19 protein-coding genes are annotated in these 15890 nt (G+C 39.8%); 9 read left to right on the top strand and 10 right to left on the bottom strand.

All coding sequences use genetic code 11. From position 1 onward, the window contains the following. Positions 1 to 38: 38 nt before the first annotated feature. The 4 genes from CYP84_RS09280 (at position 39) to CYP84_RS09295 (ending at position 4459) form a co-directional block, all read left to right on the top strand. Positions 39 to 956, top strand: coding sequence for an ABC transporter substrate-binding protein (locus tag CYP84_RS09280; protein ID WP_103566541.1), 918 nt, complete (start codon positions 39 to 41; stop codon positions 954 to 956). Continuing rightward, positions 953 to 1678 carry an ABC transporter permease gene (locus CYP84_RS09285; RefSeq protein WP_103566546.1) on the top strand — a complete coding sequence of 242 codons (726 nt, stop codon included), beginning with the start codon at positions 953 to 955 and terminating at the stop codon, positions 1676 to 1678. The genes CYP84_RS09280 and CYP84_RS09285 overlap by 4 nt, the downstream gene beginning before the upstream one ends. Continuing rightward, positions 1675 to 2418, top strand: coding sequence for an ABC transporter ATP-binding protein (locus CYP84_RS09290; RefSeq protein ID WP_012140336.1), 744 nt, complete (start codon positions 1675 to 1677; stop codon positions 2416 to 2418). The genes CYP84_RS09285 and CYP84_RS09290 overlap by 4 nt, the downstream gene beginning before the upstream one ends. Before the next feature lie 205 nt (positions 2419 to 2623). Further along, complete coding sequence (locus CYP84_RS09295) at positions 2624 to 4459, top strand: aryl-sulfate sulfotransferase (RefSeq protein WP_103566554.1); 1836 nt, start codon at positions 2624 to 2626, stop codon at positions 4457 to 4459. A gap of 52 nt (positions 4460 to 4511) precedes the next feature. Here the strand turns inward: CYP84_RS09295 and CYP84_RS09300 are convergent, their stop codons facing one another. The 10 genes from CYP84_RS09300 to gatC form a co-directional block, all read right to left on the bottom strand. Next, on the bottom strand, positions 4512 to 4889 hold the full coding sequence (locus CYP84_RS09300; protein WP_103637358.1) for a hypothetical protein: 378 nt from the start codon (positions 4887 to 4889) through the stop codon (positions 4512 to 4514). 244 nt (positions 4890 to 5133) lie between these two features. Then, a complete protein-coding gene (locus CYP84_RS09305) occupies positions 5134 to 5922 on the bottom strand; it encodes a shikimate dehydrogenase (protein WP_103637359.1) in 789 nt (262 codons plus the stop codon). After that, complete coding sequence (locus CYP84_RS09310; protein ID WP_103637360.1) at positions 5919 to 6812, bottom strand: SPOR domain-containing protein; 894 nt, start codon at positions 6810 to 6812, stop codon at positions 5919 to 5921. The genes CYP84_RS09305 and CYP84_RS09310 overlap by 4 nt, the downstream gene beginning before the upstream one ends. A gap of 9 nt (positions 6813 to 6821) precedes the next feature. Further along, positions 6822 to 7364, bottom strand: a complete 543-nt coding sequence (locus tag CYP84_RS09315) for a DUF1882 domain-containing protein (protein WP_012140331.1) — start codon at positions 7362 to 7364, stop codon at positions 6822 to 6824. After that, positions 7364 to 8608 carry a serine hydroxymethyltransferase gene (locus tag CYP84_RS09320; protein ID WP_103637361.1) on the bottom strand — a complete coding sequence of 415 codons (1245 nt, stop codon included), beginning with the start codon at positions 8606 to 8608 and terminating at the stop codon, positions 7364 to 7366. Before CYP84_RS09320 ends, CYP84_RS09315 begins: the two co-directional genes overlap by 1 nt. Continuing rightward, the gene (gene lysS / locus CYP84_RS09325) at positions 8605 to 10113 is read right to left on the bottom strand and encodes a lysine--tRNA ligase (RefSeq protein WP_234401139.1); all 1509 of its coding nucleotides are present in this window, start codon (positions 10111 to 10113) and stop codon (positions 8605 to 8607) included. The genes CYP84_RS09320 and lysS overlap by 4 nt, the downstream gene beginning before the upstream one ends. 4 nt (positions 10114 to 10117) lie before the next feature. Then, positions 10118 to 10585 carry a Fur family transcriptional regulator gene (locus CYP84_RS09330; RefSeq protein WP_002941362.1) on the bottom strand — a complete coding sequence of 156 codons (468 nt, stop codon included), beginning with the start codon at positions 10583 to 10585 and terminating at the stop codon, positions 10118 to 10120. A gap of 2 nt (positions 10586 to 10587) precedes the next feature. After that, entirely contained in the window at positions 10588 to 11199 is a 612-nt protein-coding gene (locus CYP84_RS09335) for a CvpA family protein (RefSeq protein ID WP_103637374.1), read from the bottom strand. Next, the gene (locus tag CYP84_RS09340; protein WP_002941386.1) at positions 11199 to 12332 is read right to left on the bottom strand and encodes a type IV pilus twitching motility protein PilT; all 1134 of its coding nucleotides are present in this window, start codon (positions 12330 to 12332) and stop codon (positions 11199 to 11201) included. The genes CYP84_RS09335 and CYP84_RS09340 overlap by 1 nt, the downstream gene beginning before the upstream one ends. A 3-nt stretch (positions 12333 to 12335) precedes the next feature. Next, positions 12336 to 12623 carry an Asp-tRNA(Asn)/Glu-tRNA(Gln) amidotransferase subunit GatC gene (gatC, locus tag CYP84_RS09345; protein WP_103637363.1) on the bottom strand — a complete coding sequence of 96 codons (288 nt, stop codon included), beginning with the start codon at positions 12621 to 12623 and terminating at the stop codon, positions 12336 to 12338. Positions 12624 to 12747: 124 nt separating this feature from the next. Between gatC and CYP84_RS09350 the strand changes: the two genes are divergently transcribed. The 5 genes from CYP84_RS09350 to hisG are packed head-to-tail and all read left to right on the top strand — an operon-like array spanning position 12748 to position 15874. Further along, positions 12748 to 13311 carry a hypothetical protein gene (locus CYP84_RS09350; protein ID WP_103602128.1) on the top strand — a complete coding sequence of 188 codons (564 nt, stop codon included), beginning with the start codon at positions 12748 to 12750 and terminating at the stop codon, positions 13309 to 13311. Next, on the top strand, positions 13311 to 14318 hold the full coding sequence (locus CYP84_RS09355) for an L-seryl-tRNA selenium transferase (protein WP_103589950.1): 1008 nt from the start codon (positions 13311 to 13313) through the stop codon (positions 14316 to 14318). The genes CYP84_RS09350 and CYP84_RS09355 overlap by 1 nt, the downstream gene beginning before the upstream one ends. Continuing rightward, positions 14315 to 14647 (top strand): hypothetical protein, encoded by a 333-nt coding sequence (locus tag CYP84_RS09360; RefSeq protein WP_103637364.1) that lies wholly within the window; start codon positions 14315 to 14317, stop codon positions 14645 to 14647. Before CYP84_RS09355 ends, CYP84_RS09360 begins: the two co-directional genes overlap by 4 nt. Further along, positions 14634 to 15263, top strand: a complete 630-nt coding sequence (locus CYP84_RS09365; RefSeq protein WP_103637365.1) for a type III pantothenate kinase — start codon at positions 14634 to 14636, stop codon at positions 15261 to 15263. Before CYP84_RS09360 ends, CYP84_RS09365 begins: the two co-directional genes overlap by 14 nt. After that, positions 15260 to 15874 (top strand): ATP phosphoribosyltransferase, encoded by a 615-nt coding sequence (hisG, locus tag CYP84_RS09370; RefSeq protein WP_002941288.1) that lies wholly within the window; start codon positions 15260 to 15262, stop codon positions 15872 to 15874. The genes CYP84_RS09365 and hisG overlap by 4 nt, the downstream gene beginning before the upstream one ends. The last annotated feature ends 16 nt before the right edge of the window (positions 15875 to 15890 follow it).

Below are 15890 nucleotides of genomic sequence, written 5' to 3' on the forward strand. Positions count from 1 at the left end.
CTATAATTACACACTTAAAATAAAATTCAGGAAAATTTATGACCAGGCGTTATGCTTTACAAATTTTAGGCTCTTTCTTGGCTCTTAGTAGCCAAAAAGCTCTAGCAAGCACTCCAAAGATCGGCGTAAAAATAGGCTTTGTGCCGATAAGCGATCATCTATGCATCATCGCTTCAAAGCTTCATAAAAGTGAAAATTTCATGATAGTGCCTATTAAATTTGCCAGCTGGGTTGATCTAGCTGAGGCGCTTAGGGCAGGGGCGATTGACGGGGCTTTTATGCTAGCTCCACTAGGTCTTATGCTAAGAGCAAATGGCGCAAAGATAAAGACTGTGCTATCAGCTCACAAAAATGGCTCAGCCCTTGTGGCTAGAAGCGACGTGGCCGGTCTTAAGCAGCTTGCTGGCAAAAAGATCGCTGTGCCTTCAAAATTTAGCATGCACTATTTTTTACTTGATACGATCTTAAAGCGTGAAAATATGAGCGCAGATATCATTGAGATGGCGCCACCTGAGATGCCTTTTGCGCTTCTTAGTCATCAGATAGATGCTTACATCGTGGCTGAGCCATTTGGGCAAATGGCGGTAAATTTTAAAGGCAGGGCGAAAAATTTACTCTTTTCAAAAGATATAAAGCCAAACCACATCTGCTGCACACTAAATTTTCAAGAAGAAATTCTCTCAAAGCCTTATTTTAACGAGCTTTTAGATGCTTTTAGAAAAGCAGCAAGCTTTATCACAAAAGATCACGAAAAAAGCGCACTTTTGGGCAATGAGATCTTAAGTCAAAATGCAAATTTATTAAAGCTAGTGCTTGATAAAGAGATCGTAAGCTACGATGATCTAAGCCTAAGGGCAGAGGAGCTAGAGGAGCTAAAAGAATTTCTAATCAGCAAAAATTTAGGCAATCAAAAACTAGCAAATTTAGATATAAACTCATACTTGGAGCAAAGATGAAATACCTTTTTCAAATTCTCGTTTTAGCCCTAGCTTTGCTTATCTGGCAAGCTTTTAGTGGGGACTTAGTACCAAGCGTAAAAGAGGTGGTAGGCGCATTTTTCGAGCTTGCAAAAAGCGGCAAACTGCTTCTTGGCGTCACTGACTCACTCATTAGATACGTCATAGGACTTCTCGTCGGCTCGCTTGTTGCGGTTTTGGTCGGACTTATATTTGGACTTTTTCCTAAATTTGCAAACGCATTTGAGCCACTTATCGGGCTTTTGCGTCCTATTTCGCCGATTGCGTGGATACCTTTGATAGTCCTTGCCTTTGGTATCGGCGATAAACCGACCATTTTCATCATCGCTTATGCGATATTTTTCCCTATGCTGCTTCTTACTATAAATGCCGTAAAAAGCGTGCCAAATGAGCTTGTTTTGGCGGCTCGTGGCTTTGGAGCTAGCAAAATGCAAATAATCACTGGCGTCATCATGCCAGCAAGCCTTTTTAGCATCATCTCAGGGCTAAAGCTAGCAGCGAGCCTTGCTTGGATAAATTTAGTAGTTGGCGAGATGGTGGGAGCGCAAAGCGGGCTAGGATATCTCATAATAGACGCTAGAAACCAGCTTAGGATAGATAGTGTAATGGCGGTGATTTTTGTGATCGGCGTGATAGGCATCGTGATAAATTTCATCTTTTCGCTCATTGAAAGATACGCAGGGGAGAGGCTTGGACGATGATAAAGATAAAAAATTTAACCAAATCTTTTGGGGACGCTAAAATTTTAAAAGGGATAAATTTAGAGATAAAGCAGAATGAATTTTGCGTTTTGCTTGGCGGCAGTGGCTCTGGCAAGACGACACTTTTAAACATCCTAAGCGGCACGAGCGAGCTTAGTAGCGGTGAAATTTCGATGCAAAATAAAATTTATACAAAGAAAATTTCACTAGACAAATCGCGCCAGATCATCACTCAGACCTACTCACTAATGCCATGGCTAAGCGCAAAAGACAACATCAAATTTGCCCTAAAATGCTCTGGTATAAAGGATAAATTTGAACAAGAAAAGAGAGCTAGCAAATTTCTGGAGCTTGTTAGCCTTTCTCATAAGGCCGAGCTCTTCCCACACTCGCTAAGTGGCGGCCAAAAGCAGCGTGTCGCTATAGCAAGGGCGCTTAGCTTAAGCCCTGAGGTGCTGTTTTTAGACGAGCCATTTTCTGCACTTGATCCAATAACAAGGACAAATTTACAAAAAAGCTTAAAGCAGATGTCAAAGACTCAAACCACTATCTTTGTCACGCACGATATTGATGAGGCTCTATTTTTGGCTGATAAGATCGTGATCCTGCACGATGGCGTGATTATAAAAGAGATAATCAATCCAAATTTTGGCGTGCATGATCTAAAGTATTTTGAGCTAAAAGCTAAAATTTTTGACCTCATAAATGGCGAAGATAACGAGGTTGAATACGCTATTTAATAAATTTTAAATATATTTTTAAATTTTAAGCTATTATTAATCTTAGCGTTAAATTTATGTTATAAAGATTTACTACAATTACACACAAAGCAAATCATTTTTGTTATTCCTTTTACTGATTGAGGCCTTGGTTTTTGCCAAGGCTTTTTCTAAATTTTATAAGCTTTATGAGTAGAGTTTATAAAATTTATTTAAAGGAGATGTTATGATAAAGACTTTGAGTTGTGTTGCACTAGCCTCTGCACTTTGTACGGCTGCTTTTGCGATAGGCGGTCCAAGCGGAGCTAAACTTGACTACGCTATAACAGGAGCTATCGGCGAAGTAGTAGTAAATCCATACGACACAGCGCCTCTTACAGCAGTCATCAAAAATGGCGGCTACACACTAAGCAACGCTAAGGTCACTATCGTGCCAAAACAAGGTGGTCAAACTATAAGCTACAAAGTGGCTGACAAGCATCTTCGCACACATGGCGGCATCCCAGTTTTTGGCATGTATCCTGACTATCAAAACACCGTTGAGGTCGAGTACGACAAGAGCTACAAGGGCAAGACTGAGCATATAAAAGAGAGCTATAAAATTTATGCCCCAGCTATCTACCTAGAGAGCGCTGGCACGCCAAATCAAAAGGGAGCGCTATTTGACAAGATCGAGGTTACTAAGCCTGCTAGCGCTAAATTTGCAAACCGCCTTTACTATGTAAATAACTTTGTAAATAAAACAGGCAAGGGCACAAAAGTCGTTTGGAACAACCCAGCTGGCGGTGCGATCGAGTGGAACTACAGCCCAAATAACTTCATCCTTGATACAAAAGGCGAGGTTAGATGGTATCTTGAACCAAGCAAAATTTACGACCTAAAACAGCCATTTCACGCTGGCGTTATGATGGGCTTTAAGCAAAATGACGACGGCGCGATGACTTGGGGTTACGGCCAAAGATACGCAAAATACGACATCATGGGTAGAGAAATTTTCAACCGCGAGCTACCAGCTAGCTACAACGACTTCTCACACTCAATGGACGTAGCACAAAACGGACACTACTTCTTGCGCGTGGCAAATGCCGACTACAAAAGGGCTGATGGCAAAAACGTAAGAACAGTGCGCGACGTCATCGTTGAGCTTGACCGCGACGGCAACGTAGTTGATGACTTTAGACTATATGAAATTTTAGATCCTTACCGCGATATCGTGCTAAAAACACTTGATCAAGGTGCAGTTTGCTTAAACATAGACGCTAAAAAAGCAGGCCACACAGCAAGCTCTGATGAACTTCAGTCTATGGATACACACGATAAATGGGGCGACATAGTTGGCGCTGGTCCAGGACGTAACTGGGCACACGTAAATAGTGTGGATTACGACCCAAGCGATGATAGCATCATCATCTCAAGCCGCCATCAAGACGCAGTTATAAAGATCGGCCGTGATAAACAAGTAAAATGGATCATGGGCGCTCACAAGGGCTGGAGTGATAAATTTAAAGATAAGCTGCTTCAGCCAGTTGATAGCAAAGGCAACAAGATCGTCTGCGAAGATGAGTACTCAAAATGCCCAGGATACGAGAGCGAGAAGGGCGGTTTTGACTGGCAATGGACGCAACATACGGCATTTAGGATAGATAGCAAGTCTAAAAAAGGCGAAATTTATCTAAGTGTCTTTGACAACGGCGACACAAGGGGCATGGAGCAACCAGCCATCGCTGGCATGAAGTACTCTCGCGCGGTCGTTTATAAGATCGATGAGAACAAAAAGACCGTTGAGCAGATCTGGGAGTACGGCAAAGAGCGCGGTAAAGAGTGGTATAGCTCAGTTACTAGCCTTACGCAGTATCAAGATGACCTTGATAGCGTGATGGTCTATTCAGCTGTTGCTGGCATGCAGTTTGACATCGCAAAAGGTCGCCCAGTAGGACTTCCTAGCCCGCACATCGATGAGTTTGAGTGGGGCGCAAAAGAGCCTAGTATAGAGATAAAGATGACAAATGCTATGGGCTATCAGGCGTTTCCATTTAGCTTGCAAAAAGCGTTTGAAAAGTAAATTTTTTCCTCCTTTGCTTCGGCAAGGGAGACTTTTTGTTTGATTTTAAAATTTATTTGCTATTTTGCTCTTTTAAAACAACCTTTGCATTTTTCTCACTTTTACAAAACTCTAAAAAATTTAATCCATTTTTTGTATCGTCATATAGCCCTATGCAGCCAAAGCCTCTCTCATCATGCGGATAAAGCACTAAATTTAAGCTTGGAAAGATGAAAAAGCACCACTCGTTTAAGGAGTATGTATAGAGCATGAGTAGTTTAGCCAGATCTTTGATCTCATCAAATCTTAAAGTGTCTATCCTAAGGCAGATGGCAGGCAGCAAAATTTCACTATTTAAACCAAGATCAAAGTGCTCATTTGGCTCTTGTAAGATGCCTAGCTTTTTAAATTTATCGTGCAAAGTTTTTACTTCAAGCGCTTCATCGCTCAAGTTAGTATCGTCGTAGTTTAAGGCGCTTATGACAAATACTTCATTTTTAAATTTATTAAAATATTTATCAAATAGTTTTAGCGCGGTATCTACGCCAGAAGCCCAGTTTTAATCCTCTATCTCAAAAAAGCCGATCCAGTTTTTAGAGTGGCTAAAGGAGTTAAAATTTATATCGCTAAGCTTTAGAGCCTTATTTATCAAGCTTGATGATTTTTCCATTTTGTTTAATGCACTCTTGCAAGCCTCATAAACTAAGAGCCTCTCGCATAGAAATTTCTATCTTTTTCTCATCAAGGCTGCCATTATAAAATAAATTTAACGCTAAAACCGCTTGATATAAGAGCATATCAGCTCCGTCTTTGCATGCTAAATTTTGCCTTTTTGCCTCTTTTAAAAATGGCGTCTCTTTGCCATATATCACATCAAATGCAAATTTAGCATTTTTAAAAATGCCATCTAAAATCTCTTTTGATGCTGGCAAAAGATCATCTTTTAGCCCTGCTGAGGTCGAATTTACCACTAGATCAAATTTGTGCTCTTTATAGTCATCCCAGCTAAAGCACTCGTATTGATCTTTAAATTTATCAAGTCTTGCCTTGCTTCTATTTAGTATGCAAACATCTATGTTTTGTGATCTAAGTGCGTAGGCTAGGGCGTTTGCAGTGCCTCCAGCTCCAAGGATGATGGCGCTTTTTGCCTCTTTAAAATTTGATATCGCTTTTAAAAAACCAGGTGTGTCAGTATTGTAGGCATAAATTTTCTCATTTTTTAGCACCAAAGTGTTTGCAGAGCCTATTTTACGTGCTGCTTCTGAGGCGTCATCGGCTAAATTTAGAGCAAATTCTTTATGCGGGAGTGTGACATTTGCACCGTCTAGTTTTAGGGATCTAAATTTATTGATTAGCTCATTGCCATCTTTTAACAAAACCCTAGTATATAGGGCATCAAGAGCTAGATCGGCAATGGCTTTGTTGTGTAGTCTTGGAGATACCGAGTGAGCTATCGGATCTCCAAAAACTGCGAGGGTTTTCATTTTGCTCTAAAGACAAAAGCGTCTTTATTGACATCTTTTCTTATGTCATTTACAGCTTTTTGTAGCCCTTTTTCATCAAATGGACCAACTAAAATTTTAGTTAGCTCACCAGCTTTTATAGTTTTGTAGCTATATCCTTTGGCTGCTATTTTTTTCATATAGTCGGCATTTGGGTTAAATTTGCTAGTTGCAAATACTTGTACATAAGAGCCTTTTGCGACGCTCTCGGCTTTTGCAGGAGCTTCAGCTTTTTTCTCCACTTTTTCTGCTTTTGCAGGAGCTTCAGCCTTTTTTTCTACCTTAGTTTCAGGTTTTTTCTCAGCTTTAGTTTCAGCTTTCTTCTCGGTTTTTGCCTCAGTTTTGGCTGGCTTTGCTTCAGCTTTTTTCTCTGCTTTAGCTTCGCTTTTTGTTTCAGCTTTTTTAGCTGGAGTTTCTACCTTTGTCTCAGCTTTTTTAGGTGCTTCAGCTGGATGCTCGACAGCTTTTACTACCTCTTTTGGCTCTTCATTTTTGGGAGCTGATTTTGCGCCTTCTTTATCTTTTAGCTTTTTGATCATATCTTCAAAATCATCTTGTTGCTTATTTTCAGGCACGATAGGCACTTGCTCGAAAAGCTGAGTATCGCCTTTTTTAACATCTGAATTTGTATCTTGTGCAGGCACTTGTGTATCGACTGGCTGCTCTGCTGGCACTGGAGGCAGGACTAGTCTTGAGTCAGCTTCGTTTTGTGCTTGTGTTGAGTCGCCTGAGTTTATAAGCTTCATGGCTACGATGATGATTAAAAATAGTATAACAAGAGCTGCTATAAACATAAGAAGTTTCTTTAGTTTTGCGCCCTTTGCCTCATCATCTTTTTCTAAAAGTATATCTTTTAACTCTTCGTTTTCCATTATCTCTCCTTACATATATTTTGACCAACTTGCCCCGCGCTCTTTTTGATAGAGGTTATATGGCAAAGTTAGGATGTTAAATTCTTTTGGCATGTCGATATTTGGGAACATTCTCCACTCTTTGGCTAGCTTTTGTGAAAGCTTTGCGCTTAGCATATTTGCAAGCGTGCAAGCTTCATTTAGCGTAGTGTGACCTTTATGCACATAAAGGTGTAAATGTCCTGGCGTCTTGGTCTCGTAGGCTGTGAAATTTATAAAGCCTTCTTCTCTTAAAAGAAGCTGGGCTCTATGCCAAAACCTATCTGGAGTTCTGCCGTTGTAGTCAAAGACTATGTTTTCGACCTTGTCACTTGCATTGATTAGCGAGTGGGCGATTATAGCTTTGCCCTCTTCATGCTCTTTCATAACGCTATAAGTTAGTGGTTCGTTAATCTTTTCAAATTTATCAAAGAAAATTTTACCCTTGTACTCTATCTTATTGACGATCGTGTCACGTTTGATGTAGTAGTGGGTAGTTATTATCTTTATAAGAGATGTATCAATACTTTGCATCAAAATGTCGCTTTATCATAGATTATAAATTTATGAGCAAGATCGACTAGTTCGGCTTTTATCTTCTCTTGTAAAGATGCGTTGTTGATGTCGCTTAACACGTCAGCTATCTTGTTTGCTATTAGCTCAAACTCAGCTTCTTTCATACCACGAGCTGTTAGAGCTGGGCTACCTACACGTATGCCGCTTGTGATAAACGGACTTCTTGTCTCGCCTGGGACTGTGTTTTTATTTACTGTTATGCCAGCGTTGCCAAGCGCGATGTCCGCGTCTTTCCCACTAAATTCGCGGTTTAGAAAGCTCATTAGGATTAGGTGGTTATCAGTGCCGCCACTTACTAGATCAAAGCCTCTACTTATTAGCACTTCGCCAAGTTTTTTAGCGTTTGCTTTTACTTGTTTAGCGTAAATTTTCCACTCAGGGCTAAGGTTGTGCTTAAAGCCAACTGCCTTTGCAGCGATGACGTGAACTAGTGGTCCGCCCTGGATGCCTGGGAATATAGAAGAGTTTATCTTTTTAGCGTACTCTTCGTTGTTTGTCATTATGATACCGCCTCTTGGGCCTCTTAGAGTTTTATGAGTAGTTGAGCTTACGACATCGCAGTGCGGGAAAGGATTTTGATGCTCTCCAGCCACTATAAGGCCAGCGATGTGAGCAACGTCTGCAAAGAGTATCGCACCAACAGCGTCAGCTATCTCTCTAAATTTCTTAAACTCGATCTCTCTTGTGTATGCGCTCGCGCCACAAACGATCATCTTTGGTTTTACTATCTTTGCGATATCCATAACTCTATCGTAGTTTATGCGACCATCAAGCTCGACGCCGTAGAAAAAGCTCTCATACATCTTGCCAGAGCTGCTTACCTTTGCGCCGTGAGTTAGGTGTCCGCCGTGGCTTAGATCCATACCTAAAATTTTATCGCCTGGGTTAAGCAAAGCTCCATAAACGCCTTGGTTTGCCTGAGAGCCTGAGTTTGGTTGAACGTTTGCAAATTCGCATCCAAAGAGCTCTTTACATCTATCGATCGCGATTTGCTCAATCTCATCGACAAATTCACAGCCACCATAATACCTCTTACCAGGGTAGCCCTCAGCGTATTTGTTTGTTAGGATTGAGCCCATCACCTCCATAACATCTGGATATGTGAAATTTTCACTAGCGATCATTTCTAGATGGTCGCACTGGCGTTTTAACTCTAAATTTACTAGGTCAAAAATTTCTTTATCGTAGCTTTGCAAACTCATTTTTCATTCTCCTTTGTCTCAGTTTTTAGTGGTCTCATCGCTGGGAAGAGAACAACGTCGCGGATTGATTTTTTATCTGTTAGAAGCATCACAAGTCTATCGATGCCTATGCCTTCGCCTGCAACTGGCGGCATGCCGTATCCTAGGGCTTTTACATAGTCCTCGTCCATCTCATGTGCCTCGTCATCGCCTGCGTTTTTAGCGTCGATCTGCGCTTTAAAGCGGTTGTATTGATCGATCGGATCATTTAGCTCGTTAAAGCCATTTGCTAGCTCTCTACCAGCGATAAATAGCTCAAATCTCTCTGCCACGTCAGGATTTGTGTCGCTTCTTCTTGAAAGTGGGCTAATAGAGATCGGATAGTCGATGACAAAAGTTGGGTGGATGAGCTTGCTCTCCACGTAGTTGTCAAAGAGTTCAGCTTGTAAGTGGCCAAGGTCAAGCTTTTCGTTTGCTTCAAAGCCATCAGCTCTTAGTTTTGTTAAAATTTTAGCCTTATCGCTTACGATATCTTCAGCAAGTCCGCCTATCTCAACTAGGGCTTTTTTATAGCTTATGCGTTTAAATGGCTTACTAAAATCAATCTCCATACCATCAAAATTTATTACTTTCTCCATGCCAAGTTTTTCTAAAATGACATTAAATAAATCCTCTGTGATACCCATTAGATCGTGGTAGTTGTGATATGCCCAGTAAAACTCTATGCTTGTAAATTCAGGGTTGTGAGTTAGATCCATACCCTCATTTCTGAAGTTTCTATTCATCTCATAAACAGCTTCAAAGCCGCCAACTACAAGGCGTTTTAGATATAGCTCGGGAGCGATCCTTAAGTATCTCTCAACTCCAAGAGCGTTGTGAAATGTCACAAATGGTTTTGCATTTGCGCCGCCAGCTATTGGGTGAAGCATCGGAGTTTCAACCTCTAAAAAGCCCTTTTCTTCAAAAAATCTTCTAATCGTGCTTATAATCACTGAGCGCTTTTTAAAATCAGCCCTAACTTCAGGGTTCATTATCATATCAAGGTATCTTTGGCGGTATCTTGTCTCAACATCAACTAGCCCATGGTACTTCTCTGGAAGCGGACTTATCGATTTTGTAGCTAAGCTAAGCTCATTTACGTGCATTGAAAATTCGCCAGTTTTTGTTATAAAAGCGTAGCCTCTAACATAGACGATGTCGCCTATTTCTACATATTTTTTAACGATTTTAAACCACTCTGGATCAAGCGTCTTGTTACTAAAATAAATTTGTAAATTTCCATTTTCATCTTCGATATTTGCAAAGACCGCTTTACCAGCGTCACGGATCAGCTTTATCCTGCCTGCAAGACCTACTAGCTGCCCCTCTGCTTTTTTCTCTTCTGTATCTTTTATATAGTTAAATTTAAGTCTAAATTTAGAGATATTCATATCTCTTCTAAGAAAATGTGGATATGGATTTATGCCTAAATTTCTAAGCTCATCTATGCTTTCTAATCTTTGAATTTCATGTTGGTTGTCAAATATCACCTTACTTTCCCTTTATATTATTTTTTGAACATTTTTCGCAAATTCCATAAAGCTGCATCATGTGACCAGTTAGTTTAAAGCCATGCTCTTTTGCGATGCTTATCTGCCTTTTTTCTATCATAGGATCTTCAAATTCTATGATAAGGCCGCACTTTCTGCATATCATGTGGTCGTGGTGTGGCTTTGTGGCAAGCTCAAATTTCTTGCCTTGAGAGCCAAAGCTGATAGATGTTACCATCTCTGATTCTTCTAGTAAATTTAGCGTTCTATAAACAGTTGCGATGCCGATATTTAGCTCAGGATAGGTCTCTTTTATAAAAAGATATAGCCTCTCTGGCGTAAAGTGCTCGTCGTTGTTATAAAGCGTTTTTAGTAAAATTTCACGCTGTTTTGTATATTTTAAACCGTTGTCGCGTAGAACTCTTTTAAATTTCTCAAGCAAGGCATCATATTCTAAATTTTCTATCATCTTTATTCCCCTTTGGTGACGTTTGTGTCGGTGTTTGTGCTCGCATTTGCATCCATTGATATAAATGCATCACTCTTGTTTGTATCCTTTGGTCTTACTACCATCTCATCTAGCTCATTTTTGATGTTTTTCACATCGATATTTGTTATCCATCTACCAGTTCCAAGTAGGAGCGGATAGACCTTGCTATTTGTGAAGTATGGCTCGATCATTTTATTTAGCGAAGTGCCTGACATCACGGCAACGACTGCTGAAAATGTGAGGAAAATTTTGCCACTTCCCATGACAAATCCACCAAGCCTGTCTAAAAAGCCAAGTCCGCTTACTGAAACTATCTTTGATAAAAATTTGCCAACTAGCAGACAAACTAGCCAAAAAACTAGCCAAAGTCCGATAAATGCGACAAATTGTAAAAATGAAGGATTTTCAAATTTATAGATATTTTTGCTTATGAAGCTCTCAGCTACATCTGAAAATCTACTAGCGACAACTAGGCCACCTATTAGCCCGATAAGCCCAAATGTCTCTTTTATAAGCCCGTTTATTATGCCTTTTACACCAAGTATCAGGACAAGGGCGATGACGATAATGTCAAACCAAGTTACTAAATCCATCATACAGTTCCTATTAAATTTTGAAGTTCTTGCTGGCTAGTTGAGTAGGCTAGCGCGTTTTCTTTTGTGATCAAGCCCTCTTTTAGCGCTTTCATCAGGGCTTGAGTCTGTGTGCTCATGCCAGTTTGTTGCTGATTTAGCTGCATTTGAGAGTAAATTTGATGCACTTTGTTTTCGCGTATCAAGTTTGATATCGCCATGTTATTTATCAAAATTTCATGCACAGCGCACCTTCCGCCGCCTATTTTTGGGATCAGACTTTGTGAGATGACAGCAGTTAGTGAAACGCTAAGCATATTTCTTACTTGAAGCTGCTCGCTTCCATCGAAGCTATCAACGATCCTATTTATAGTTTGTATGGCTGAGTTTGTGTGAAGAGTGCCAAAGACTAGGTGCCCAGTCTCAGCTGCTGTAATAGCCGTAGAGATCGTCTCTCTATCCCTCATCTCGCCTACAAGTATGATATCTGGGTCTTCACGAAGTGCAAATTTTAGCGCCTTTGAGTAAGAGTGTGTGTCAGTGCCGATATTTCTATGTGAAAATAGGGCTTTTTTGTTGTTATGTACAAACTCGACTGGGTCCTCAACGGTGATGATGTGCTTTCTATAATTTAAATTTATCTCATTAAGCATCGCTGCAAGCGTCGTTGATTTACCACTGCCTGTTGGTCCAGTAACCAGGATAAGGCCTTTTTCTCGTTTGATGATATATTTAAAAATTTGTGGTGCATTTAGATCATCAAGCGAAGGGATGTCAATAGGTATGATACGAAAAGCTGCGGCTAGATCGCCATTCATCGTGTAGTAGTAGTTGCCACGAAAGCGGCCGATATTTGGAAGTTCTATGGCAAAGTCAAGTTCTTTATTATTTTCAAGTTCGCTCTTTTGGGCATCTGTGATTAGAGCGTAGCATAAATTTTCTATATCTTTGCCACTTAGCACGCCAAATTCAAGTGGCCTTAAAGTGCCATCTATCCTTATTTGAGGCTCAGACCTTGAGACTAGGTGGAGGTCACTGGCTTTATTAAAAACAACGGTTTTTAGAAGCGTTTGGATGTCACCAGAGAGATTGCTCTCTGATGTTTTGGTTTGGGCATCCGAGCTTTGCGCTCTTAGTTGTTCGATTAGATCCATATTTTACTCTATGATCTTTGGCACGGCAAAGAAGTGTCCCTCGCGTGAAGGGGCGTGCTTTAAAATTTCATCGACAACGTCACTTAAATGTGGCTCATCTTCTCTTAATGGAGTGCCACCTTTTATAGAGCTAACTACGGCCTCATCGCTGCTTAGATCAAGCTCGTTTAAAATATCGACAAAAGATACGATTTCACTTAATTGCTTCTTGATCTCTTCTCTTTTTTCATTATTAATTTGTAATGCGGAGAGTTTTTCTAGTTTATTTAAGAGAGTGTCGTCTATTTGCATTATTAAGCAACCTTTTAATTGATTTTGAGGCATTATATCACATTCAAGCTTTAATTTTGGGCTACTTTTAATTTAATTATGCTAAAATCTGCGAATTAAAATTTTTCAAAAGCAAGGAAAAACGTTGGCTATAAAAGAAGACTTAACCGAGATAAAAAAAGAGATCGACGCCCAGGAGCAGTTTCTTGAGAGTATGATCAAGGGAGAGCGTTTTTTTAGGAAATACAAAACTTTGCTGATCGTGCTATGCGTGGCAGCTATCGTCGCACTCATCGGATTTTACGCTAGTAAGGTTTTAAACGACAACAGAGTTGAGGAGGCAAATTTAGCCTATTCAAAGCTTATCTTAAATCCAAATGACGCAAGCGCTTTAAATGTTTTAAAGGAGAAAGAGCCAAGCTTATATGCACTTTTTTCACTTGGGCAAATGCTTGATAAAAACGATACAAAGGGCATTAGCGAGCTTGCAAATTTAAAAGTAAATCCGATCGTAAAAGATATCATCCTTTCGCAAACTGGCGATGCAAATACTCAAATTTTAAGCGAATATAACGCACTTTTAAAAGGTTTTGAGCTTTTAAAAGAAAACAAGATCAAAGAGGCAAACGACGAATTTAACAAGATCGCACTTGACTCACAACTACAAACTTTAGTTAAAAATTTAAAACACTATCAGGGAATAAAATAATGAAAAAACTTACACTATTCTTGGCTTTTGCCTTGGCTTTAGTTCTAAGCGGATGCGGCACAAAAAGACAATATTTTGAGCCTGCGCAAACTTCTGGTGAGATATCTTTGTCAAAAGATCTTCCTTCTTACATAAAATCAGCAAATGCAAATGGCGCAACGCTTGATAATGGCAACATCATCACGAAAAATGGGCTAAACAAAAGCGTTACCTTGCCTGAAAATTTCAATTTCTTAAACGAAAACAACGGCTTTGTCATCTCAGCTAGCATAAATGGCGATCTAAACGTGACTGATCCTAGCGGCCACAGCGTTTATAGTGGTAAATTTCCAACTGCGATCGTAGCAGCTTCGCTTGATCAAAACCAACTTGCAGCTATCAGCGCATCAAACCACATCTACCTAATCGATATCAACACAGCTACGACACTAATGGAGTACAGCTCATCTGACATCGCAGCGGTTGATTCAAGAGTTGTGGCACCTTACTTTATGAGTTCACTCATCGTCTATCCAGCACTTGATGGCAAAATTTACATCGTACAAAAAGATACTGGTAGAATTTTGCGCGACGTTGTCGTAAGCTCTGAAAATTTCTTTAACAACATCATATTTTTAGGCGTTGAGGGCGATAACCTAATCGCAGCAACAGCTAAAAAACTAATCGTCATCAACCCAAGCCAGACAGTATATTATGACGGTGAGATCAAAGATGTGCTAGTTCATAACGATGAAATTTATATCTTTAAAAAAGATGGCACGATCGTAAGAACAGACCTCATGCTAAAAGAGCAAAATAAGGTAAATTTCAAATTTGCTATCTTCTCAGCGGCTACTATCATCAACAATAAGCTCTATGTCATCGAAAAAACAGGCTATGTTATAAAGACAAATTTAGACCTTAGCGGAGCTGAAATTTATGAATTTAGCGACGAGATAAAAGATAAAAGCTTCATGGGCAATGGCGCATTTTACTACGATAACGAGTATGTTAATCTAGGGCAATGAACCAAAAAATTTGGGAGCTTTTTGAAGCTAAAAAGATCTTGCTAAGAGATCTAAAAAGGCTTGACCTTAGCGAATTTACCAAGAAACGCTCGCTTGAGGCGTTTTTTGGTGTCGATACAAAAAATTTCTACGAGATCGTTTTTTTAAGAAGTGCAAAGAGCAGGCTTTTGCTTAAAGAAGCCAGCGAGATAAATGAAATTTGCACTAAATTTGAAGAGAAATTTCAAACCAAGATCAAAAAACGTGTGATCTTTTACAGCTCTCAAATTTGCTCAAAATCTCTAAACTACTTCAAAGAAGAAGGCTGGAGCTGTTATGATTTTGTGTGATATCGGCAACACCAACGCCTCTTTTTTGCAAAATGGCAAGATCACACATATAAAAGTTAGCGAATTTAAAAACTATAAACCAAACGAAAAGGTCTATTTTATCTGCGTAAATGAAGAAATTTTGCGCATGATAGATAAGGACGAAATGTTTATAAATTTAGAGCCTTACTTTGAGATAGACACGATCTATCAAGGTCTTGGAGTAGATAGAAAAGCAGGGTGCTATATGATAAATGATGGCGTTATAGTAGATGCCGGAAGTGCTATAACCGTTGATATAATGGCAAACTCGCTTCATCTTGGAGGCTACATCTTGCCTGGCATCGCAACTATGTTAAACGCCTACAAAAGCATCTCGCCACGCCTTGATGTGACACTAAATTCGCAAATAGACATCGATGCGTTGCCTCAAAAGACGAGCGATGCTGTGAGTTATGGCATCATAAAGCCCATTATCACGCTCATTTCAAAGTTAGCAGGCAGCAAAAAAGTCTATTTTACTGGCGGAGATGGCGACTTTTTGTCTAAATTTTTTAAAAATGCCATTTGCGATAAGATGCTGATCTTTCGTGCCATGCAAAAAATAATCGATGAGAAAAAGGAAATTTTAAAATGATAACAGTAGCCTTGCCAAAGGGCAGGATCGCAGAAGATACACTTGAAATTTTTAGAAAAATTTTTGGTTCGAGCTTTATGTTTGAGGATAGAAAACTCATCCTTGAAGAGGGAAATTTTAGATTTTTAATGGTTCGCAACCAAGACATACCAACTTACGTCACCGAAGGAGCCGCAGATATCGGCGTGGTCGGCCTTGACGTGCTTGAAGAGCATAAGCCAAATGTAGTGAGGCTACTTGATCTACAAATAGGCAAGTGCAAGGTCTGCATTGGCATAAAAAACGAAGATGAGCTTGATTTTTCAAGGTCTGAGCTAAAGATCGCTACAAAAATGCCAAATATCACTAGAAACTACTTTGCAAAGCTTGCCGTTGGCGTGAAGATCATTAAGCTCTATGGCTCGATCGAGCTAGCACCACTTGTTGGGCTAAGCGACGCGATCGTCGATGTGGTAGAGACTGGCTCAACCATGAAGCAAAATGGACTAAAAGTGGCTGGCGACATCATGCAAAGCTCAGCCTATCTGATCGCAAATAAAAATAGCTTCATCATCAAAAAAGATGAAATTTTGGAGCTTTATCAAAAGATAAAAGATGAAATTTCAAAGTAAAATTTGAAAAAATGTA

This window comes from Campylobacter concisus, assembly GCF_002912425.1.
Lineage (GTDB): Bacteria > Campylobacterota > Campylobacteria > Campylobacterales > Campylobacteraceae > Campylobacter_A > Campylobacter_A concisus_AH.

Coding starts and splice junctions, on each gene's coding strand:
- CYP84_RS09320 (WP_103637361.1), bottom strand. CDS start 8,608: ATGAGTTTGCAAAGCTACGATAAAGAAATTTTTGACCTAGTAAATTTA.
- CYP84_RS09340 (WP_002941386.1), bottom strand. CDS start 12,332: ATGGATCTAATCGAACAACTAAGAGCGCAAAGCTCGGATGCCCAAACC.
- CYP84_RS09310 (WP_103637360.1), bottom strand. CDS start 6,812: ATGGAAAACGAAGAGTTAAAAGATATACTTTTAGAAAAAGATGATGAG.
- CYP84_RS09305 (WP_103637359.1), bottom strand. CDS start 5,922: ATGAAAACCCTCGCAGTTTTTGGAGATCCGATAGCTCACTCGGTATCT.
- gatC (WP_103637363.1), bottom strand. CDS start 12,623: ATGCAAATAGACGACACTCTCTTAAATAAACTAGAAAAACTCTCCGCA.
- CYP84_RS09335 (WP_103637374.1), bottom strand. CDS start 11,199: ATGGATTTAGTAACTTGGTTTGACATTATCGTCATCGCCCTTGTCCTG.
- CYP84_RS09315 (WP_012140331.1), bottom strand. CDS start 7,364: ATGCAAAGTATTGATACATCTCTTATAAAGATAATAACTACCCACTAC.
- hisG (WP_002941288.1), top strand. CDS start 15,260: ATGATAACAGTAGCCTTGCCAAAGGGCAGGATCGCAGAAGATACACTT.
- CYP84_RS09285 (WP_103566546.1), top strand. CDS start 953: ATGAAATACCTTTTTCAAATTCTCGTTTTAGCCCTAGCTTTGCTTATC.
- CYP84_RS09355 (WP_103589950.1), top strand. CDS start 13,311: ATGAAAAAACTTACACTATTCTTGGCTTTTGCCTTGGCTTTAGTTCTA.
- CYP84_RS09295 (WP_103566554.1), top strand. CDS start 2,624: ATGATAAAGACTTTGAGTTGTGTTGCACTAGCCTCTGCACTTTGTACG.
- CYP84_RS09360 (WP_103637364.1), top strand. CDS start 14,315: ATGAACCAAAAAATTTGGGAGCTTTTTGAAGCTAAAAAGATCTTGCTA.
- CYP84_RS09280 (WP_103566541.1), top strand. CDS start 39: ATGACCAGGCGTTATGCTTTACAAATTTTAGGCTCTTTCTTGGCTCTT.
- CYP84_RS09290 (WP_012140336.1), top strand. CDS start 1,675: ATGATAAAGATAAAAAATTTAACCAAATCTTTTGGGGACGCTAAAATT.
- CYP84_RS09330 (WP_002941362.1), bottom strand. CDS start 10,585: ATGATAGAAAATTTAGAATATGATGCCTTGCTTGAGAAATTTAAAAGA.
- CYP84_RS09365 (WP_103637365.1), top strand. CDS start 14,634: ATGATTTTGTGTGATATCGGCAACACCAACGCCTCTTTTTTGCAAAAT.